The sequence below is a fragment of the Candidatus Pelagibacter bacterium nBUS_25 genome, assembly GCF_051200975.1.
Lineage (GTDB): Bacteria > Pseudomonadota > Alphaproteobacteria > Pelagibacterales > Pelagibacteraceae > Pelagibacter.
Genome location: NZ_CP172846.1, coordinates 181,357 through 200,877 on the forward strand (window position 1 = coordinate 181,357; position 19,521 = coordinate 200,877).

A 19,521-nucleotide genomic window follows, 5' to 3' on the forward strand; every position below is an offset into this window, starting at 1 on the left:
TTTATTTCAAATATTTAATACGTATTCCTAAATAAATAAAAAAATAAAAGAAAAAAATTAAAATTGAAACTTCATATAATTCATAATAATTTAAGATTAGTCCATTTAATAGAAAAAAAATTTTTATTAAGCAACAAATAGCAAGAGTGTTTATTTGATTAGTTTTATTATTTAGAATATTAAAGATAAAATTTAAGTCTTTTTCTAAAACATTTTTTCTTTTTTTAATTCTTATTATATTAATTGTTAAAAATTCAAATACATAAAATGACAAGCACCATATAATTATGGAAGGTTCTATATAATTCAAGGTTTGAGTGTAATATATTGAAAATGAAGATAAAATAAAACCTAAACCTAAACTTCCTGTGTCTCCTAGAAATTGTTTTGGTAATATGCCAAAATTAAAAAAAAGAAAAACAATTAAAAAACAAATTATTGGAATTAATGTTATCCATTCATTTTTTGGTATTAATATAAGAATATATGAAAATGATAGTATAGACATCAAGCTAATTAATCCATCCATACCATCCATATAATTTGTTGCATTTATAAGTAGAAGCATACACAGAAAAGTAAAAATAAAACTAAATTTACCTAATATAAGATTGTATTCAAAAAAAATACCAAGACTATCAACAACTGAAATATTTTTTATAAAAAATATTACTGGAACAGAAATTAATATAAGTTTTATTATTGCACTATAATTTTTTATATCATCACTTAATCCTATTATGATTACTGAAATACATAAAATGAATATCAATCTTAATTCATCATTATAATCATAAATAAAAAAAGAAGTTAAAATTAAAAAAATAATTGCTGTTCCACCAATATTTGGAGTTTTAGTTGTGTGAATTTTTTTTTTATCAGGAAAATCAATTAAATTAAATTTTAGAGAGATAAAATAGGCAAGATAGAGACCTATTAAACTGATTAATAAAAAGAAAATTATATTTATATTTATCATATAGTTTACAAAATAATTAATTGAATAAGAACATATTTAATCTATAAAATTAACATTTGAAATAGAAACTACTAATACATAAAAATACTAATATAGATAGAAATTTACTCGTGCAGTATAAAATTCTTTTTTTTTCTGAAATTTTAGGAGCAGGAGGTGGTGGTATAGCATCGGAAAGAATTATAAATAGTTTTAAAAAACATGACATTAAAGTTATTTCAATCTCTAATGAAAAAAGCTTATCATTAAAAATAAAATATTTTATTTTAAGATTATATTATCGGTTACAAAGATTTTTTCTAACAACTTCAGATAAGTTTAATTTTAATTCATTTAATTCAAATATAGGTGTTTATAATAAAAAAAAAATTTACAAAAAAATTGATAAATTTAAACCTGATATAATAGTAATTACTTGGATAGAGTATTTAGTCTCATTAGAAACTATATACGAACTTAAAAAAAAATATAACTGCGAAGTAATTTTTATTGCAATGGATAATCATTTATTTGCTGGAGGATGTAGATATGTAAATGAATGTGAAAATTATATGGATAAGTGCAATAATTGTTTGGCTTTAAAGAAATGGTTTAAATCAACTGCTATTAAAAACTATTCTTATTATAGATTTTATTTTAATAAAATTAAGCCCTTGTTTATGTTACCTTCTCATCATGCAAAATTATTTTATAAAAAATTGAATTTAGATTATAGATTTTTAGAATTTGATTTTTGGCCAATACAATTTGAAAACTTAATAAAAAATAATAATAAAAATAAGAATAAAGATATAAAAAAAAGAATAATTATTTGTCCTATTCAAAAATTTAATGAACCTAGAAAAGGTTGGGAGTATTTATATTATTCTATAATTGACTATCAGAATCAATTAGAGAAAGAAGAAATAAATATTCATTTTATATTTATAGGAAAATTAGAGAACTATCATATTCGATCATTTAAAAATTTTAGAGTTAGTTATGATTATTATAATTACTTGAGTCGAAAAGATTTAGAAAAATTGTACTCAGAGTCTGATTTTGGTGTTATCCCTTCAATTCAAGAGTGGGCATCAATATCAACGAATGAAATGATGACATTTGGATTGCCAGTTATAAATTTTATGACTGGTTCATCCAAGAATATTATAATTGAAGGCAAAAATGGTTTTATTGTAAATCTTAAAAACGTATATGAACTATCAAACAAACTTAAAACAATTAATAATATGGACAGTAGAAATATGCATGAAATGAAGATATTTACGAAAAATTATGCTGAAAAAAATTTTAAAGATGAAAGTTTTGAAAAAAAATTAATAAGTTTTTATGAGTATAAAAAAAGACACATGATTAGTAAGAGAGATTTGATTGTATAAATATTTACATGTCACAAAAAACACTAAATAAAATTAATAGCTTTTTTGTATTTTCTACAGATAATATAATTTTTATTCTAATTTTACTGCTACCACTCAGTTTTTTTTTTGGTTCACTAATCACAAACTTTATTGTTTTATTTATTTTTTTTATATTTTTTTTTAAAATTAAAAAATTTAGACAATTTAGTTTTTTTCATTCTAATGAATTAAAAGTTATAATTTTTTTTTGCTTATATTTAACCATTAATACTATTTATAATGGCGGAAATATTGAAAAAATTATCAAATCTATCTTTTATTTAAGGTTTCCTATATTGACTCTTGTTTTTTTCTATTGCTTTAAATTTATCTCAAAAGAAAAAAAATTTTTTTGGATTAATTTCAACATTCTTTGTTTAGCTTTAATTTCTTTAGATTTATTGGTTCAATATTTTAATGGTACAAACATTTTTGGTTTTTCTGCCGGTATGTGTGGTGAGAGATACCTTAATGACAAATTGATTTGTACTAGGTACGCAGGTTTTTTTAATGATGAATTAATTTTAGGTGGATATTATTCAATAATTTCTCTTTCGATAATTTTATTTATTAATTCAATTAAAAAAAACTGGACTTTAATAACACTATTTATGATTTTCATTTTATATCTATTAATTATGATAACTGGAGAAAGATCAGCAACAATTACAATCTTACTCACATTTTTTTTTATTTTTTTACAGTATAAAATTAAATTTAAAATAAAATTAATGTCAGTTTCGATATTAATAATTCTTACAACTTTAATGATAACTTTAAATCCACATATAAAAGGAAGATATATAGATTTTTTCTCTCATGATATGAATAAAAATAATCAATTGTCAAAATATCAAAAAATTTTAACCACTCCTTGGGGTCTACACGCACAAAAATCGTTAAAATTATTTTTAAACAAGCCATTAACAGGACATGGACTAAAATCTTTTAGAAATAAGTGTGATCATGTATCACTATATTTTGATAGGAGTGAAAAAAAGCATAGAGCTTGCTCAACACACCCTCATAATTTAATTTTAGAACTGCTTGTTGAACAAGGAATAATAGGTTTTACCCTTTTCATTTTATTTTTTTTAATGTTATTTAAAAAATCATTTTTAACTAATGGTTTTTTTAGTAGTAATTTATCTTTAATTGGACTGAGGTCACTAGTTTTTGTATTAATTTTTGTTCCAAAACCATCAGGTTCAATTTTTTCAACTGTTAATGCAACAATGATTTGGTTTTGTATTAGTCTACTTATATATCAAATTTATTCAAAAAAAAAAATGAAATATAATTTTACAATAATCACCGTAGTTAAAAATGATAAGAATGGAATTATTAAAACAATTAGAAGTGTTATGAGTCAAAGTTTTAAAGACTTTGAATATATTGTTGTAGATGGAAATTCCTCTGACGGGACTTTATTTCAGATAAGAAATTTAAGAAAAGATAAAAAAAATTTTAAATTTATAAAGAGAAATGATGTCAGTTATTATGATAGTTTAAATTATGCAATAGGAAAGAGCAAAGGCAAATTTATTGGTGTATTAAATAGTGGAGATGTTTTTGTAAATAATATTATACTAAAAAAAATTAACAAATATGTTAATAAAAATACAAAGCTGTTCTATAATAATTTAGTTTTTACTAAAAACAAAAATATCATTAGATCCTGGTCACATAAAATTTCAAAAATTACAAATTTCAATTTATTTAAGATTCCACATTCGACATTGTTTATAAAAAGAGATATTTATAAAAAAGTTGGGCTATATAATTTAAATTATAAGATTGCAGCTGATTTAGATTTAATCATAAGATTAAACAAAAATTATAGTGAAATTAAACACTTAAATTTTAACAGCATATTAATGGAATATGGTGGTTTAAGTACAAATTTTTCTAATTTCAAACTAAAGCTAAAGGAAGATCTGAGTATTCTTATAAATCATTATAAGTACTATTTTATAATTTTTTATTTCTTTAAAATATATTTCAAAGTAACTGATTTTAAATTTAAAAATTTGATAAAAGATAAATAATTTTTATGATTATACTAGGATTAAATCTATTTCATGCTGATAGTTCAGTATGTTTAATTAAGGATGGTAAAATCGTCCATTCTATGGAAGAAGAACGTTTTAAAAGGATTAAACATTATTCAGGTTTTCCTTTTGAATCTTTAAACCAAATTTTAAAAATTAGTGGAACGCGCATTGAGGATATTGATTATATCACAACTAACAAATCTAGTTATTATAATATTTTAGGTAAGATTAGATTTAATTTTTCAAATCTGGGATATACTTTTATTAATAATTATCTCAGAGAAAAAAGTAACAGAAAAAAAAGTATGATTTCACAACTCAATAAATTTGGTGATCTTAAAAATTTAAAAAAAATAATTGATATACCCCACCATCTATCTCATATTTCTTATTCATATTTTTTGTCTGGTTTTGAGGATTGCTTTGGCTTAACTGTCGATGGGTCTGGAGATTTCTCAACTTCAGAAAGTTTTAAAATTAAATCAGGAAAAATAAAGATGTTAGATAAAATACTTTTTCCTAATTCTTTAGGTATTTTTTATCAAGCATTTACACAATTTTTAGGATTTAGAAGATATGGTGATGAGTATAAAGTAATGTCTTTAGCAAGTTATGGCAAACCTAAATTTACAACCAAAATTAGAGAAATGATTGAAATAGATGGTCAATTTAATTTTAAATTAAATCTTAAATATTTTAATCATCATAAAATTGGATTTAATCTATTTAATGCAACAGGGTATCCTATTTTTAATGATCTATTTACAAGAGAAATTGAAAAAAAATTAGGCATTTCAACAAGATATAAAAATCAAGAATTAAAAGATACTCATTATGATATAGCAGCATCTATGCAATCTGTTTTTGAAGAGACTGTTTTTGATAAGATAAATTTTATTAAAAAAAAAACAAATTTAAATAAAGCATGTTTTTCAGGAGGTTGTTTTTTTAATTCGAAAATGGCGGGTAAAATAAAAGATAATACAGATTTAGAGGATATTTATATAGGCTCTAATCCTGGTGATGCTGGTGGTGCTATTGGATCTGCATTATATTTATCAAACAAACTATCAAAAAATTTTAATTCTTTAAAAAAAGATAAGATTTCTTATGCATTTAATTATGATGAATTATCGACAAATGAAATATTTAAAAAATATGATAATTTAATTACCGTTAAAATTGCAGAAAATAATGATGAACTTGTTGATAAGACAAGTGAACTATTAAAATCTAATAAAATTATTGCATGGTTTCAATCTGGTAGTGAATGGGGACCTAGAGCTTTAGGTTTTAGATCAATATTAGCCAATCCGGCAATGAAAGAAGTTGTAGAAGAGATAAACTTAAGACTTAAAAAAAGAGAAAATTTCAGACCTTTCGCTCCATCTATTTGTGTTGATGATTATAGTCAGTATTTTGAAGATAATTATGACTGCTCATTTATGAATTATGTTGTAAAAGTTAAAGATAATGCAAAAAATAAGGTACCTGCTATAGTTCATGTTGATGGAACAAGTAGAGTTCAATCTGTTTCTGTAAATGATAATAAGCTTTTTTATGATTTGATAAAATCATTTAAAAATAAAACTGGGATTTATTGTTTATTAAATACTTCATTTAACATTGACGAACCTATATGTGAGTCACCTGATGACGCTATCAGCACGTTTTTACGTTCAAATCTTGAATATTTAATAATTAATAAAAATATACTTACTAAAAAGAAAATTTAGTCAAAATCATAAATTTACAGATATCTTATTTTATTTTTTTAAAGTAAGAAATGAATAGCCTAATTTTATTGAGTGATTAATATTTTTTTTCACCGAATACGATGTACAAGGTGATAGACTATACATACATAAATTATCACCATTAATAGATTGATAATAATAAAAATTTTCTTCAATTTCTATTTTGTTTTTTTTATTAATTATTTTGTTTTTGTTAAGAGTATAGATATTTGGCCATTTATCATTTTCATAATTATCATATATTTTTTGCAGTTGTTTTGATAAAAATATAATTAATGAAAATATAAAAAAAAATTTAAATAAATTTACCTTTTTTTTAGATAAAAAATTATCTTTGATTATAAAAATGAAAAATAAACAAATTAAAGTAATTATAAATGAATAACCATAACGATAAATTGGAAATATAAGAAAAAATGAAACAGATCCTAAAAAACTAGTTGAAATTAAAAGTAAAAAACGTTTGTTGAAATCTCTATTTTTTTTTGAACTATTAATTAAATTTTGTTTTAATGAAAAAGTTATAATCGTCAAAATAATAATATAAGGAATTATTATTTTTAATATATAATTTAAATGTTTGTTGTTCCAAGCTTCAATCCAATTAAAATTTTCGTTAAACTCTTCCATACTAATATTTTTATTAGTTCTATCTGGCCAACCTTTAGACCATGCTTGGCTTTCTGTATAAGCTTTGACAACTTTAGTATTGTCCATCCAAGGAAGACTGTTAATACAAGTAAATTTCATTGGGAATATAATACAACCGCTAATGATAATATTTTTTAATAACCATAAGTACAATAGAATAGCTGGAAATGAAAAAGTTACTTTGAGTATTTTTACAAGATTAAAATTTTCTTTAATGAAAAAAGTTATTATTGTTATTATGAAAACTAATCCTAAAGTTGTTTTATTAATGAAAATGAATACTGAAATTAATAGTACTTTATTGAAATTTATTTCTTTAAATTTTTTTTTTAAAAAATATGAAATCAAATAAAAAAAGGTTAAATGAGGTACCGCATCATTTCCAAAACTACTATATCTATTAACTTTATAGGAAATGTAGATTAAAATAAATAATGAAAAAACTTTACTTATATCTATCTCATCCTTTTTTTTAATTACACGCCAAACATCATAAAAAAAATAAATATAAAAAATAGAAACTATGCTTGCTAATGGAATACTAATACCATTTTCCTTAAATAATAAATTATTATTAATTGCTGACAAATATTGGAGTATTGAAGTGTGTCCAAATCTAAAATGAATATTACTAATTCCGAAAATAATCTTATGTTCATTAATTATCGAAATAAACGGTAAATGATACAAACCTGCATCTGGACGATTGACATTACTAAAAATAATTAACAAAAAAGTAATTATTGAAGTAATTAGTAAAAATTTTACATCATCTCTACTAAAGTTAAATTTTTTTTTAAATAAAAAAATTGCAATTATTAATAAATAAACAAAAGAATTTATAGCTGGGCTTAATTTTGTAAAAAAATTTAATGACAAAGAAATAAATGAAACGAATATTAAGCCAAGGAGATATACATAAAACTGACTATTAAAATCTGATTTATTAGTTGATAATACAAGCTTACCTGAACAGTAATATAAGAAATTTGTAAATATTGAAAAAAATAGTATATCCATTTATTACATATGCATGATTTAATACTTTCTATAATTATACCTGTATATAATGAAAAAAATACAATCAATAAAATTTTAAGTAAAGTTATCAAGTTAAAAAATCTTAAAAAAGAAATTATTGTGGTTGATGATGGTTCTACTGACGGAACACGTAAAATTTTACAAAAAAATAAAGACAAAATTGATAGATTAATATTTCATAAAAAAAATGTCGGCAAAGGCGGTGCCATTAAAACTGCAAAAAAATTTATAAACGGTAATGTTGTTATTATCCAAGATGCAGATTTGGAATATGATCCTAGTGACTATTTTAAGATGTTAAAATTTATTAAAAAGGGACATAAGGTTGTATATGGTTCTAGAGTTCTAGGTAAAAAAAGATATTTTTTAAAAAATTTTTCTTCTTTTCTAAGGATATTTTATAATCATGTATTAACTATATTATCTAATGTTTTAAATAACCAAAAATTAACTGATGCACATACATGCTATAAAATGTTTAGGAGTGATGTTTTTAAAAGAATTAAACTCGATGAAAATGATTTTAGTTTTTGTCCTGAAATTACAACAAAAATAGGTATAAAAAAAATTGAGATCAAAGAAGTTTCAATTAAATACTTTGGTAGAAAGTATAGTGAAGGAAAAAAAATTACTTTCATTGATGGTTTTAAGGCAATAAAAACACTTTTTAAATATAGATTTTATAATTAATTTAATTGTTAGTATATTACTTGAAAATATTTTATACGTAGCTTATGAAAAAAATTGCATTAATCTTTGGTGTTACGGGGCAAGATGGAGCATATTTATCTAAACTTTTATTAAAAAAGAATTACGTTGTTCATGGTATTAAAAGAAGAAGTTCTTCTTTAAACACGCAAAGAATTGATGATATTTATTTAGATCCACATAAAAAAACTAATTTTTATTTACATTATGGAGATCTCACAAACTCCTTATCTGTTTTAAAGATTATTGAAAAAATAAAACCAAATGAAATTTATAATTTAGGAGCCCAATCACATGTAGGAGTATCATTTGATGTACCAGAATATACTGCCAATGTAACTGCCTTAGGTACTCTTAGAATTCTAGATGCAATATTAACATTGAAAATGCAAAAAAAAATTAAATTTTATCAAGCAGGTACATCGGAGATGTTTGGAGCATCAAAACCTCCCCAAAGTGAAAAAACTTTATTTTATCCCAGAAGTCCTTATGGTGTTGCAAAAGTTTATTCGCACTGGATTACCATAAATTATAGAGAAGCCTACAATATATTTGCATGCAATGGAATTTTGTTTAACCATGAGAGTCCATTTAGAGGTGAGACATTTGTAACAAAAAAAATAGTTACGGGTCTTTGTGAAATTTTCTTAAAAGGCTCAGGTAAACTTTATTTAGGAAATTTATACGCTAAAAGAGATTGGGGTCATGCTGAAGATTATGTTTTAGCAATGTGGAAGATGCTTCAAAAAAAGAAGCCTATGGATTACGTGATATCTTCTGGAAAACAATATACTGTTAAATATTTCATTCATATTGTTTGTAAAAAACTTGGTATGAAAATTACTTGGAAAGGAAAAGGATTAAATGAGAGAGCATATTGGAAAAATAAAATTATTATATCAATAGATAAAAGATATTTTAGACCGACAGAAGTAACTTCATTAAGAGGTGACTCAAGAAAAGCCAGAAAAGAATTGAAATGGAAGCCAAGACATAATATTTACTCACTAGCAAGTGAGATGATAGATGAAGAATTAAAAAGAATAAAAACTTAAATGCTAAGAAAAAATACTAAGATATTTGTTTCTGGACATAATGGTTTAGTTGGATCGGCAGTTATAAGAAGATTAATAAACAAAGGATTTAAAAATTTATTAACTGTAAGTAAAAGAAATCTAGATCTTAGAGATCAAAAAAAGGTATTTAGTTTTTTCAAAAAAGAAAAGATTGAAGCTGTTATTAATACTGCTGCGACTGTAGGAGGAATTCTTGCAAATGATAAATTCAAAGCAGATTTTATATATAACAATTTAGCTATACAAAATAACATTATTCACGCTTGTTATCAAAATAATGTAAAAACATTGATTTTTCTGGGATCAAGTTGCATTTATCCAAAAAAATCTAAACTTCCTATTAAAGAAAAATATCTATTAACAGGGGAATTAGAAAAAACTAATGAGCCCTATGCTATTGCAAAAATTGCAGGAATAAAAATGTGTGAAAGTTATAATTTTCAATACAACACAAATTATAAATGTTTAATGCCATGTAATATTTATGGTCCAAAAGATAATTACGATCCTAAAACATCTCATTTTTTTCCTGCTTTAATTTCAAAAATTATTAAAGCTAAAAAAAACAATAAAGATAAAATTATCATATGGGGTTCTGGAAAAGTTAAAAGAGAATTGATGTATGTAGATGATTTAGCAGATGCATGTATTTTTTTCTTAGAAAAAAAAACAAAGGAATCATTAATAAATGTGGGCACAGGACATGAAATGAGTATAAGTGATTATGCAAAATTTATATTAAATGAATTAAATTTTAAATGCAAAATAACCTTAGATAAAAAAAAACCAGATGGAACTAAAAGAAAAGTTATTGATAGCAAGTTAGCTTTAAAATACGGCTGGAAACCAAAAATAAGCTTACAAAAAGGTTTGCAGATTACAATAAAAGAATATCTCTATAATTCAAGTAAATGAAAAAAAAATATATTGTAGTAACTGGTGGAGCTGGTTTTGTAGGAACAAATCTTATTGAGTTATTTTTAAAAAGAACAAATTTTTTTATAATTAGTATTGATAATTATTCTAGTGGTTTTAAAAAAAATCATCTTAAACATTCACGAATTAAATATATTAACGGAAATACTTGCAATATAAATATTTTATTAAAAAGATATAAATCAAAGATATTATCACTTTTTCATTTTGGAGAGTTTTCAAGAATTTATCAAAGTTTTAAAAAATTTTCAGATTGTCTAGAGTCAAATACCATAGGGACAAATGAAGTTTTTAAATTTTGTTTAACCAATAATATAAAGTTAGTTTATTCAGCAACCTCAGCAACTCTTGGAAATAGAGGTAACGATAAAAATTTATCTCCTTATGCGTTTACAAAAGCTAAAAATTTAGAATTTTTAAAAAACCTTAAAGAATGGTTTGATTTTAAGTATGAAGTAATTTTTTTTTATAATGTCTTTGGACCTAGACAAATTTGTGAAGGTCAAATGGCAACAGTAATTGGAATTTTTGAGGACCATTATCTCAAAAAAAAACCTTTGCCAGTTGTAAAGCCTGGAACTCAATCAAGAAGATTTACCCACATAGAAGATACAATAAATATTTGCTTTAAAGCTTGGAAAAAAAATAAGTGTAATTATTATAGTATTTCAAGTAAAAAATCTTACACTATAAATCAAGTTGCTAAAATGTTTGGATCTACAATAGATTATAAAAAAGCTAGAAAAGGCGAGAGATACGCATCTGCATTAACTAATATGAGTTTATCAAAAAAAGTTATAAGAAATTATGGTCATATTGACCTCAAAGATTATATTAAGGATTTCATTAAAAGTTCAGAAATTAGCGTAAAAAAGTAGTTAAAAGATTGTTTACAATATTATTATTTTAGGTATAAATCATCCGCCGGTGATTATTGCAAAGGTGTTATACCCGATCCCATTCCGAACTCGGAAGTCAAGACCTTTAGCGCCAATGGTACTTTGTCTTAAGGCACGGAAGAGTAGGACGTTGCCGGCATTTAAAATGAAATTATGAAAATTAAAAGTTCACTAAAGTCTATTAAAAAAAGAGATCTTAACTCCAAACTTGTTAGAAGGAGAGGTAGGGTTTACGTAATTAATAAAACTAATCCAAAATTTAAAGCAAGACAAAAGTAATTTTTATGGATAATGAAAACCATAAAAGTACCTGGAACAATTTTACAAAATTTGTGTTGTGGGGAACTGTCGCGGTTATCAGTGTTCTGGTTTTAATGGCAATATTCTTGTTGTAAGATCAATGTATGAAAATTGCTTCTATCTCAGAAAACCAAAATATTGAAAAAAGAATAGCAATTACTCCTGAGATTGCAAAAAAATATATCTCTCTTGGTATTGAGGTTTCTTTGCCCGAAAATTATGCAAATCATTTAGGGTTTAAGGATGAAGAGTATAAAGCATTTGGAGTTTCTATTTTAAAAGATGAAAATGAAATTATAAAAAATGCTGATGTTATTGTTCAATTAGGCTTCTTAAATAATGACAAAATTTCTTTATTAAAAGAAAATCAAACATTCATAGGGGTGTTAAGCCCATATGATAATAAAGATAAAATTAATAGTTTAGTTGAAAAAAATATTAATACTTTTTCACTAGATTTGCTACCAAGAATAACAAGAGCGCAATCAATGGATATATTATCCTCACAAGCAAATCTTGCGGGCTATAAAGCAGTAGTAGAGTCGTTTGCTAAATTTGAAAAAGCAATTCCAATGATGATGACTGCAGCAGGAACAATTCCTGCAGCAAAAGTATTAGTTGTTGGTGCAGGGGTTGCAGGATTACAATCAATTGCAACAGCAAAACGAATGGGTGCAATAGTATTTGCAACAGATGTCAGGATGGCCTCAAAAGAACAAGTTGAAAGTTTAGGTGGAAAATTTTTAACAATTGAGGATGCAGAAAATTTAGAGACTGAAGGAGGATATGCTAAAGAAGCATCAGATGATTTTAAAAAAAAACAAGAAGAGCTGTTGTCAGAAACATTAAAAAAAATTGATATTGTAATTTGTACAGCTTTAATTCCAGGAAAAAAAGCACCTTTGATTATTAAAGAAAAAATGATTAATAACATGAAGGCTGGCTCAATAATTTATGATTTAGCAGCTATCCAAGGTGGAAACACAGCTCATACTGAAGTTGATAAAGTTGTAGATAAAAATGGAGTTAAAATAATGGGGGAAACCAATATTTTAAATAAACTCCCAACCTCTGCATCAAATTTATATGCAAAAAATGTATTCAATTTTGTTTCAAATTTATACGATAAAGAAAATAAAAAAATGAATATTAATTTAGAAGATGAAATAATTGAGAAAACTTTAATAAAATAAAAAACTATGGAAATAGATCCTTTTATATTCAGATTAAGTATTTTTATCCTTTCAATTTTTATAGGATATTATGTAGTTTGGAGTGTAACTCCATCATTACACACACCTTTAATGTCTGTTACTAATGCAATTTCATCAGTCATAATTGTAGGCGCAATTATTGCAGGTTTAGCTGGAAATTCTGATACTATATTTAACACATCAAGCATCTTTGGGTTTTTAGCAATATCATTAGCAGCAATTAATATTTTTGGGGGCTTTCTAGTAACTCAAAGAATGCTTGCAATGTATAAAAAAAAGAAAAAGGATAAATAATGTTATCAGCAAATTTATCAGCAATATTTTATTTAGTTTCAGGAGTATTATTTATTTTAGCTTTAAGAGGACTTTCTTCACCAGAAACGTCTAGACAAGGAAATTTCTTTGGAGTTTTAGGAATGATTATTGCAATTACAGTTACCTTCTTATCAATCGATAATTTTTCAAATGGATTTGTGGTTGTTTTAATTTTTCTTTTGATAGGTGGATTAGTTGGAGCAATTATTGCATATAAAATTCCAATGACTGCAATGCCAGAATTAGTTGCTGGCTTTCACAGTTTGGTTGGACTTGCAGCAGTATTTGTTGCAATTGCTGCTTTTTTAAATCCAGAAGCTTTTAATTTAGGTTCTCCTGGAAATATTAAACTTGGAAGTTTAATTGAAATGTCAATTGGTGCAGCAGTCGGTGCTATAACTTTTTCAGGTTCAATTATTGCTTTTTTAAAACTTCAAGGGATAATGTCAGGTTCACCTATAACTTTTAAAGGCCAACATCTACTGAATGCTTTGATCTTAATTTCAATAATTTTTATTACTTATTTTCTTTGTTCAACTCAATCTTCTAATTTGTTTTGGATCTTGCTAGCTGTATCTTTTTTAATTGGATTTTTATTGATAATACCAATTGGTGGTGCAGATATGCCCGTAGTTATTTCAATGTTAAATTCCTACTCCGGTTGGGCCGCTGCTGGAATTGGTTTTACCTTAGAAAATACTGCATTAATAATTACAGGTGCATTGGTAGGATCATCTGGGGCAATATTATCTTATATAATGTGTAAAGGAATGAATAGATCTTTCTTTAATGTAATTTTAGGTGGATTTGGTGCAAAAGAACAATCGTCAACATCTCAAAATAAAGAACAAAGACCGGTTAAAAGTGGAAATGCAGATGATGCTGCCTTTCTTATGAAAAATGCTTCATCAGTAATTATTGTACCAGGATATGGTATGGCTGTTGCTCAAGCACAACATGCTTTAAGAGAGATGGTTGATACTTTAAAAAAAAATGACATTAAAGTTTCTTATGCAATTCACCCAGTTGCAGGACGTATGCCAGGTCATATGAATGTTTTGTTGGCTGAAGCAAATGTGCCATATGATGAAGTATTTGAACTTGAAGAGATTAATAATGACTTTGCAAACGCAGATGTAGCTTTTGTTATAGGTGCTAATGACGTAACAAACCCAGTTGCAAAAACAGACCCACAAAGCCCAATTTATGGTATGCCAGTTCTTGATGTTGAAAAATGTAAATCAGTGTTATTTGTTAAAAGAAGTTTGTCTCCTGGCTACGCAGGCATAGATAATGATCTATTTTACAAAGAAAATACCCTAATGTTGTTTGCAGATGCAAAAAAAATGACAGAAGATATCACTAAAAATCTATAGGTATAAATTTGAGTACTAGAATATTTTGTGACATTGCCGAATTAGATCAAATAAAAAGATTTAATAAAAAAAAAATTGTTAAAGGATTTACAACCAATCCAAGTTTAATGAGAAAAGCTGGAGCAAAAGACTATAAATCTTATTCAAAAAAAATTCTTAAAATTTGCAATAACAAACCAGTATCCCTTGAAGTGTTTGCTGATGAATATGAGTCAATGAAAATTCAAGCAATGAAAATTAATACTTGGGGAAAAAATGTATATGTAAAAGTGCCAGTTGTTAACTCTAAAGGAAAATTTATGGGTCGAATTATTAAAGAGTTGAATAATCAGAATGTGAAACTTAACATAACAGCTGTTTATAGTGCCAAACAAACTGAAAAAATTTTAAAACTAATTAATAAAAAAACAAAAGTAATTATTTCTATTTTTGCTGGAAGAGCAGGAGATACAGGTAAAGATCCTGTGCCAGAATTTGTTAAGAGTATTAAATTAGCTAAAAGATTTAAGAATGTTAAGATACTGTGGGCTAGTGTTCGGGAGCCTTATAATTATCTGCAAGCAAAGCAATTAGGTTGTCATATTATAACTATTCCGCCAGTCATTATTGAAAAGATAGAAAACTTTGGAAAATCATTTGATCAACTTACAAAAGAAACAGTTAAAGCATTTCTAGTAGATAGTAAAAAATCTAATTTTAAAATATAGTCTGGAATTGGTTGCGGGGGACGGATTTGAACCGCCGACCTTCAGGTTATGAGCCTGACGAGCTACCAGACTGCTCCACCCCGCGGTATACTTAAATTCTATTTTTAAGTTTATTTAACTTTTTAACTCTCTTAATATTTTCCTGTAGAATTCTTTTTTTCTTCTCAGAAGGTTTTTCGTAAGTATTTTTTAATTTTATTACTTTAAAAAAACCATCGCGTTGTAGTTTTCTTTTAAGAACCCTAAGCGCTTGTTCAATGTTATTATCTTTAACTTCTATTTTCATAAATATTTTTAATGCGTGTAATTATCACTATAAAATTTTGATGTCTATTAAATTTATTCAATGTTTGAAATTTCTTTTGCTTGTTTTGCTTTTTCCTTTTCTTTTTTTTCCCTTTTTATTCTTCTCTCAGCTTTTTCTAGTGCATCTACCAGATCTTTTTGACTGAATAGGTTTAAAGCAACCGGGTCTTTTGGATTTAAGTTATTATAGTTCCAATAGCTTTTATTTCTTATCGAAGTAACTGAATTTTTTGTTATTCCAACTAGCTTTGCAATTTGGGAATCTTTTAGCATATTATGCTGTCTGATTAACCATAGCGCAGAATCTGGTTTATCTTGTCTTTTAGATAAAGGTACATATTTTTTAATTTTTTTTTCACTATTAGAAATTTCAATATCAGTACTCTTGATAAGTAGAGGTCTGTTCTCATCATTTGATGATAATTCAATTTCTTCCCTAGAAAGTTGCCCTGAAATTATAGGATTATAAGCTTTGATTCCTTTTGCAACCTCACCATCAGCAATTCCTTGAATCTCAACTTCATGCAAATTACAAAAATTTGCAATTTGTTTAAAAGTAAGTGTTGTATTTTCAACCAACCAGACAGCTGTAGCCATTGGCATCAAAGGTGCGTTTGACATCTAATTTTTTTTATCTGATTTAAAGTTTTGAAATTTTTTATTAAATTTACTTATTCTACCTTTATCCATTAACTTTTGTTTGCCACCTGTCCATGCAGAATGAGATTTTGGATCAATTTCTAATTTAAGTAAATCACCTTCAGCACCCCAAGTAGATTTTGTTTCAAATTGAGCTCCATCAGTCATTTCAACTTTAATTGTATGGTAGTTTGGGTGTATGTCTTTTTTCATACGGAGACTTATAGCAAAAGAATATTATAACACAATTAAAAGTTAGCTAAATTTTCCAACATTTTATCATTAATTGCAGCACTTGAAGCCTTAATATCAATCTTATTTACATCAAATTTATGAATATCGTTTACTATTCCTCCTGCTTCTCTTACCAATATCTCTCCAGCTGCGATATCCCAAAGGTTAATTTTATTATGAAAAAAACCATCAAGTCTGCCAGATGCAACGTAAGCTAAATCTAATGCAGCACATCCGCTATACCTCATGTTTAAATTGCTAAATTTAACACCCTCATGATTACTTGAGAATAGACAATCATCAATTGAGTTTTTTTTTGAAACCCTCAGTCTTTGATTATTTAAAAAAGCTCCCTTATCTTTTTCAGCAAAAAACATTTCATCTTTAATTGGGTCAAAGATTAAACCACTTATAATTTCTTGCTTGTATTTAAGAGCTATGCAGATGGCAAAGTGGGGTATTCCATGTAAGAAGTTTGTTGTTCCATCTATTGGATCGATAATCCAAATATTATCTTTGTCATTGTTTTTAATTATTCCAGTTTCTTCTGTTATGAAAGAATAGTTTTTTTTTATTTTTGATAATTCTTCAATTAAAATTTTTTCTACATGTTTGTCAGTTTTTGTAACAAAATCATAAGGTCCTTTTTTAGATACCTGTAATTTTTCAACCTCACCAAAATCTCTTATAACAGACTTAGATGCTTTTTCTGCAGCTTTGATCATTATGTTGAGATTTGCTGATATAGAAATCATTTAAATTATATCTTTTTTATATATTCAAGTGTTCTAGTATCAACGATAACTTCATCACCAGAGTCTATAAAAGGCGGAACTTGAATATTTAAACCATTATCTAGTGTAGCAGGTTTATACGATGACGAAACTGTTTGACCTTTAAGAGCTACATCTGTTGTTTCAATTTTACATTTTACTTGATTTGGCAATTCAACTGAAATTGGACTGTCATTATAAAAACTTACTGAGACCTCAAGATTTTCAGTCATTAACTTTCCTTTTTCTCCGATAATATTTTTTTTTAATTCAATTTGTTCAAATGTTTTAGGATCCATAAAAAAATAATTATTTTCATCATCATACAAATAATTAAATATTGTCTCTTCTAGTGATGCTTTTTCAACAGTTTCACTAGATCTAAATCTCTCATTTAATTTTGTGTTTTTACCTACACTTTTCATTTCTACTTGAGCAAATGCTCCACCTTTACCTGGTTTCACATGTTGAGTCTTTAGGACTTGCCATAAATCATTTTTATATTCTAAAAGCATTCCTACTCTTATTTCTCCTGCATTAATTTTCATTTAAGTTTTTCTATAGTTTCTAAAGGTTTATATTTTTTATTATTCCAAACGTAACCTGAGATAGCTAATAAATTAGCATTGTTCAATAACAGTTTTTTATAATTATTAAAATTTATTCCTCCAATAGCAACTACAGGGGTTTTGGTTAACTTTTTTACTTTATTTAAAATCTTTGTTGAAGCCTTAAACTCCACTTTTTTCGTTGTAGTGGAAAAAAAAGCACCAAAGGCAATATAACTAGCCTTTTCTTTGATAGCTACTTTAGCTAATTTAATAGAGTTATGACAAGTAATTCCTATAATTTTATTTCCAACTATTTTTCTTGCCTCACTTAAACTCATATCTTTTTGCCCTAAATGACAACCATCAGCATTAAGTTTTTTTGAAAGTATGGGGTCATCATTTACTAAAAATTTTACCCCATTCTTTTTACAAATTTGATTGATTTTTTTCCCAATTATAATTTTTTGTTTGAATGAATATTTTTTAAGCCTCAATTGAAATAGACTTACCTTGCCAGTTTTTAATACTTTTTTTAAATCCTGATAAAAGTGAGGGTACACTTTGTTTGGGGAAATAAGATAAATAAATTTTTTTTTACTTATTCTCAAGTTCGCTAGACCATTTACCTTGGGCTGCTAAAGTATTCATTTTTGCTCTATGATTAAAAATATTTTGAGTTCCTTTGATATCTTTAATATCTTTTGACCAAAATTTTAGCGCACTTTGTTGTAGAGCTCTTCCATAAGAGTAAGTCATTATAAAATTAGTATCATTATTTTTATTGATTAGGTTTAAGTTTTCTGTTGCCTCTATTTCAGATTGACCTCCTGATAAAAAAGCAATTCCAGGTACTTCATTTGGAACAGATTTTTTAAGGCATTCAAGTGTTTTAAAAGAAACTTCTTCATTCGAGATTTTATTTTTTGATTTATTTCCTGCCAGAATCATATTTGGTTTTAAAATTATTCCTGTTAGATCAATTTTGTGAACAATAAGTTCTTCAAAACATTTTTGAATTACTTCAGATGTTTTTGTTAAACAGTCTTCTGCTGAGTGTTCACCATCCATTAAGACTTCTGGTTCAACAATTGGAACCATTCCACTCTCTTGGACTAAAGCTGAATATCTTGCCAGAGCATGTGCATTCGAGATAATTGCAAGTTTACTGGGTCTTTTTTCTTCAATATTATAAACACCTCTCCACTTTGTAAATCTTGCTCCAAGTTCATAATATTTTTTTAATCTTTCTCTTAGACCATCTAAACCCTCGGTAACTTTTTCATCTAATGAATTTGCCAAAACTTTTGCACCAGTGTCTACTTTAATTCCTGGAACAGCTCCTGTGTCTGAGATAATAGAGGGGATTGTTTTTCCTTCATTTGATATTTGATTGATTGTTTCATCATATAAAATAACACCACCAATGCAGTTTTTCATGCTGTTTGCTGTAAAAAGTGTTTCTCTGAAAAGAAGTCTGTTTTCTGGTGTTGATTGAATGTTTACGGACTCTAATCTTTTAGTCATAGTTCCGTTACTTTCATCTGCAGCTAGTATGCCTTTATCGTTTGAAAGAATTTTTAGAGCGATTTTATTAAGTTCTGACAT

General features: G+C 25.9%; 22 protein-coding genes, 1 tRNA gene and 1 rRNA gene. 14 read left to right on the top strand and 10 right to left on the bottom strand.

Features of this window, described 5'->3' with window-relative positions; translation table 11 throughout:
• Window position 1: 1 nt before the first annotated feature.
• Window positions 2-979 carry a glycosyltransferase family 4 protein gene (locus ACIJYH_RS00925; protein WP_435163281.1) on the bottom strand — a complete coding sequence of 326 codons (978 nt, stop codon included), beginning with the start codon at window positions 977-979 and terminating at the stop codon, window positions 2-4.
• A 110-nt stretch (window positions 980-1,089) separates the two neighbouring features.
• Between ACIJYH_RS00925 and ACIJYH_RS00930 the strand changes: the two genes are divergently transcribed.
• The 3 genes from ACIJYH_RS00930 to ACIJYH_RS00940 all read left to right on the top strand — a co-directional run bounded on the left by ACIJYH_RS00930 (window position 1,090) and on the right by ACIJYH_RS00940 (window position 6,169).
• The gene (locus ACIJYH_RS00930; RefSeq protein WP_435163283.1) at window positions 1,090-2,358 is read left to right on the top strand and encodes a glycosyltransferase; all 1,269 of its coding nucleotides are present in this window, start codon (window positions 1,090-1,092) and stop codon (window positions 2,356-2,358) included.
• A 317-nt stretch (window positions 2,359-2,675) separates the two neighbouring features.
• On the top strand, window positions 2,676-4,427 hold the full coding sequence (locus ACIJYH_RS00935) for an O-antigen ligase family protein (protein WP_435163285.1): 1,752 nt from the start codon (window positions 2,676-2,678) through the stop codon (window positions 4,425-4,427).
• 5 nt (window positions 4,428-4,432) lie between these two features.
• On the top strand, window positions 4,433-6,169 hold the full coding sequence (locus tag ACIJYH_RS00940) for a carbamoyltransferase family protein (RefSeq protein ID WP_435163287.1): 1,737 nt from the start codon (window positions 4,433-4,435) through the stop codon (window positions 6,167-6,169).
• A 30-nt stretch (window positions 6,170-6,199) separates the two neighbouring features.
• On the opposite strand, the gene ACIJYH_RS00945 is transcribed toward ACIJYH_RS00940, so the two are convergent.
• Window positions 6,200-7,861 carry an LIC_10190 family membrane protein gene (locus ACIJYH_RS00945; RefSeq protein WP_435163289.1) on the bottom strand — a complete coding sequence of 554 codons (1,662 nt, stop codon included), beginning with the start codon at window positions 7,859-7,861 and terminating at the stop codon, window positions 6,200-6,202.
• A 9-nt stretch (window positions 7,862-7,870) separates the two neighbouring features.
• Here ACIJYH_RS00945 and ACIJYH_RS00950 point away from each other — a divergent pair, with 9 nt between their 5' ends.
• From ACIJYH_RS00950 to ACIJYH_RS01000, 11 genes are all read left to right on the top strand, one after another.
• Window positions 7,871-8,572, top strand: coding sequence for a glycosyltransferase family 2 protein (locus ACIJYH_RS00950; RefSeq protein WP_435163291.1), 702 nt, complete (start codon window positions 7,871-7,873; stop codon window positions 8,570-8,572).
• 44 nt (window positions 8,573-8,616) lie between these two features.
• Window positions 8,617-9,645, top strand: a complete 1,029-nt coding sequence (gene gmd, locus ACIJYH_RS00955; RefSeq protein ID WP_435163293.1) for a GDP-mannose 4,6-dehydratase — start codon at window positions 8,617-8,619, stop codon at window positions 9,643-9,645.
• The gene (locus ACIJYH_RS00960) at window positions 9,646-10,581 is read left to right on the top strand and encodes a GDP-L-fucose synthase family protein (RefSeq protein WP_435163295.1); all 936 of its coding nucleotides are present in this window, start codon (window positions 9,646-9,648) and stop codon (window positions 10,579-10,581) included.
• Complete coding sequence (locus ACIJYH_RS00965; protein ID WP_435163297.1) at window positions 10,578-11,480, top strand: NAD-dependent epimerase/dehydratase family protein; 903 nt, start codon at window positions 10,578-10,580, stop codon at window positions 11,478-11,480. The genes ACIJYH_RS00960 and ACIJYH_RS00965 overlap by 4 nt, the downstream gene beginning before the upstream one ends.
• A gap of 45 nt (window positions 11,481-11,525) precedes the next feature.
• Window positions 11,526-11,640: ribosomal RNA gene (rrf, locus tag ACIJYH_RS00970) — 5S ribosomal RNA — on the top strand.
• A 14-nt stretch (window positions 11,641-11,654) separates the two neighbouring features.
• Complete coding sequence (gene ykgO, locus ACIJYH_RS00975) at window positions 11,655-11,780, top strand: type B 50S ribosomal protein L36 (protein ID WP_008545413.1); 126 nt, start codon at window positions 11,655-11,657, stop codon at window positions 11,778-11,780.
• Between the two features lie 5 nt (window positions 11,781-11,785).
• Window positions 11,786-11,896 carry an aa3-type cytochrome c oxidase subunit IV gene (locus tag ACIJYH_RS00980; RefSeq protein WP_435163299.1) on the top strand — a complete coding sequence of 37 codons (111 nt, stop codon included), beginning with the start codon at window positions 11,786-11,788 and terminating at the stop codon, window positions 11,894-11,896.
• 9 nt (window positions 11,897-11,905) lie between these two features.
• Entirely contained in the window at window positions 11,906-12,994 is a 1,089-nt protein-coding gene (locus ACIJYH_RS00985) for an NAD(P) transhydrogenase subunit alpha (protein ID WP_435163301.1), read from the top strand.
• Window positions 12,995-13,000: 6 nt separating this feature from the next.
• Window positions 13,001-13,309: a proton-translocating transhydrogenase family protein gene (locus tag ACIJYH_RS00990; RefSeq protein WP_028036301.1), complete on the top strand. Its 309-nt coding sequence runs from the start codon at window positions 13,001-13,003 to the stop codon at window positions 13,307-13,309.
• On the top strand, window positions 13,309-14,706 hold the full coding sequence (locus ACIJYH_RS00995; protein WP_435163303.1) for an NAD(P)(+) transhydrogenase (Re/Si-specific) subunit beta: 1,398 nt from the start codon (window positions 13,309-13,311) through the stop codon (window positions 14,704-14,706). Before ACIJYH_RS00990 ends, ACIJYH_RS00995 begins: the two co-directional genes overlap by 1 nt.
• Before the next feature lie 8 nt (window positions 14,707-14,714).
• Window positions 14,715-15,413, top strand: coding sequence for a transaldolase family protein (locus tag ACIJYH_RS01000; protein ID WP_435163305.1), 699 nt, complete (start codon window positions 14,715-14,717; stop codon window positions 15,411-15,413).
• An 8-nt stretch (window positions 15,414-15,421) separates the two neighbouring features.
• Here the strand turns inward: ACIJYH_RS01000 and ACIJYH_RS01005 are convergent.
• The 8 genes from ACIJYH_RS01005 to ACIJYH_RS01040 all read right to left on the bottom strand — a co-directional run bounded on the left by ACIJYH_RS01005 (window position 15,422) and on the right by ACIJYH_RS01040 (window position 19,521).
• Window positions 15,422-15,498: transfer RNA gene (locus ACIJYH_RS01005), tRNA-Met, on the bottom strand.
• Window positions 15,499-15,504: 6 nt separating this feature from the next.
• Window positions 15,505-15,699, bottom strand: coding sequence for a 30S ribosomal protein S21 (gene rpsU / locus ACIJYH_RS01010; RefSeq protein ID WP_008544401.1), 195 nt, complete (start codon window positions 15,697-15,699; stop codon window positions 15,505-15,507).
• 53 nt (window positions 15,700-15,752) lie between these two features.
• Entirely contained in the window at window positions 15,753-16,340 is a 588-nt protein-coding gene (locus ACIJYH_RS01015; protein ID WP_435163307.1) for a cell cycle transcriptional regulator TrcR, read from the bottom strand.
• Window positions 16,341-16,571, bottom strand: a complete 231-nt coding sequence (gene rpmE / locus ACIJYH_RS01020; protein WP_435163309.1) for a 50S ribosomal protein L31 — start codon at window positions 16,569-16,571, stop codon at window positions 16,341-16,343.
• A 35-nt stretch (window positions 16,572-16,606) separates the two neighbouring features.
• The gene (locus tag ACIJYH_RS01025) at window positions 16,607-17,347 is read right to left on the bottom strand and encodes an inositol monophosphatase family protein (RefSeq protein ID WP_435163310.1); all 741 of its coding nucleotides are present in this window, start codon (window positions 17,345-17,347) and stop codon (window positions 16,607-16,609) included.
• A gap of 5 nt (window positions 17,348-17,352) precedes the next feature.
• The gene (gene efp, locus ACIJYH_RS01030) at window positions 17,353-17,913 is read right to left on the bottom strand and encodes an elongation factor P (protein ID WP_435163312.1); all 561 of its coding nucleotides are present in this window, start codon (window positions 17,911-17,913) and stop codon (window positions 17,353-17,355) included.
• Window positions 17,910-18,524: a thiamine phosphate synthase gene (thiE, locus tag ACIJYH_RS01035; RefSeq protein WP_435163313.1), complete on the bottom strand. Its 615-nt coding sequence runs from the start codon at window positions 18,522-18,524 to the stop codon at window positions 17,910-17,912. Before thiE ends, efp begins: the two co-directional genes overlap by 4 nt.
• Window positions 18,511-19,521, bottom strand: coding sequence for a class I fructose-bisphosphate aldolase (locus ACIJYH_RS01040; protein WP_435163315.1), 1,011 nt, complete (start codon window positions 19,519-19,521; stop codon window positions 18,511-18,513). Before ACIJYH_RS01040 ends, thiE begins: the two co-directional genes overlap by 14 nt.

Bases quoted from the DNA above. Each gene is read 5' to 3' on its own strand.
- ACIJYH_RS00960 (WP_435163295.1), top strand. From the start codon at position 9,646: ATGCTAAGAAAAAATACTAAGATATTTGTTTCTGGACATAATGGTTTA.
- ACIJYH_RS01025 (WP_435163310.1), bottom strand. From the start codon at position 17,347: ATGATTTCTATATCAGCAAATCTCAACATAATGATCAAAGCTGCAGAA.
- ACIJYH_RS00985 (WP_435163301.1), top strand. From the start codon at position 11,906: ATGAAAATTGCTTCTATCTCAGAAAACCAAAATATTGAAAAAAGAATA.
- ACIJYH_RS00945 (WP_435163289.1), bottom strand. From the start codon at position 7,861: ATGGATATACTATTTTTTTCAATATTTACAAATTTCTTATATTACTGT.
- ykgO (WP_008545413.1), top strand. From the start codon at position 11,655: ATGAAAATTAAAAGTTCACTAAAGTCTATTAAAAAAAGAGATCTTAAC.
- ACIJYH_RS00995 (WP_435163303.1), top strand. From the start codon at position 13,309: ATGTTATCAGCAAATTTATCAGCAATATTTTATTTAGTTTCAGGAGTA.
- rpmE (WP_435163309.1), bottom strand. From the start codon at position 16,571: ATGAAAAAAGACATACACCCAAACTACCATACAATTAAAGTTGAAATG.
- efp (WP_435163312.1), bottom strand. From the start codon at position 17,913: ATGAAAATTAATGCAGGAGAAATAAGAGTAGGAATGCTTTTAGAATAT.
- ACIJYH_RS00925 (WP_435163281.1), bottom strand. From the start codon at position 979: ATGATAAATATAAATATAATTTTCTTTTTATTAATCAGTTTAATAGGT.
- ACIJYH_RS00950 (WP_435163291.1), top strand. From the start codon at position 7,871: ATGCATGATTTAATACTTTCTATAATTATACCTGTATATAATGAAAAA.
- ACIJYH_RS01040 (WP_435163315.1), bottom strand. From the start codon at position 19,521: ATGTCAGAACTTAATAAAATCGCTCTAAAAATTCTTTCAAACGATAAA.
- rpsU (WP_008544401.1), bottom strand. From the start codon at position 15,699: ATGAAAATAGAAGTTAAAGATAATAACATTGAACAAGCGCTTAGGGTT.
- gmd (WP_435163293.1), top strand. From the start codon at position 8,617: ATGAAAAAAATTGCATTAATCTTTGGTGTTACGGGGCAAGATGGAGCA.
- ACIJYH_RS01015 (WP_435163307.1), bottom strand. From the start codon at position 16,340: ATGTCAAACGCACCTTTGATGCCAATGGCTACAGCTGTCTGGTTGGTT.
- ACIJYH_RS00990 (WP_028036301.1), top strand. From the start codon at position 13,001: ATGGAAATAGATCCTTTTATATTCAGATTAAGTATTTTTATCCTTTCA.
- ACIJYH_RS00980 (WP_435163299.1), top strand. From the start codon at position 11,786: ATGGATAATGAAAACCATAAAAGTACCTGGAACAATTTTACAAAATTT.
- ACIJYH_RS00940 (WP_435163287.1), top strand. From the start codon at position 4,433: ATGATTATACTAGGATTAAATCTATTTCATGCTGATAGTTCAGTATGT.
- ACIJYH_RS00965 (WP_435163297.1), top strand. From the start codon at position 10,578: ATGAAAAAAAAATATATTGTAGTAACTGGTGGAGCTGGTTTTGTAGGA.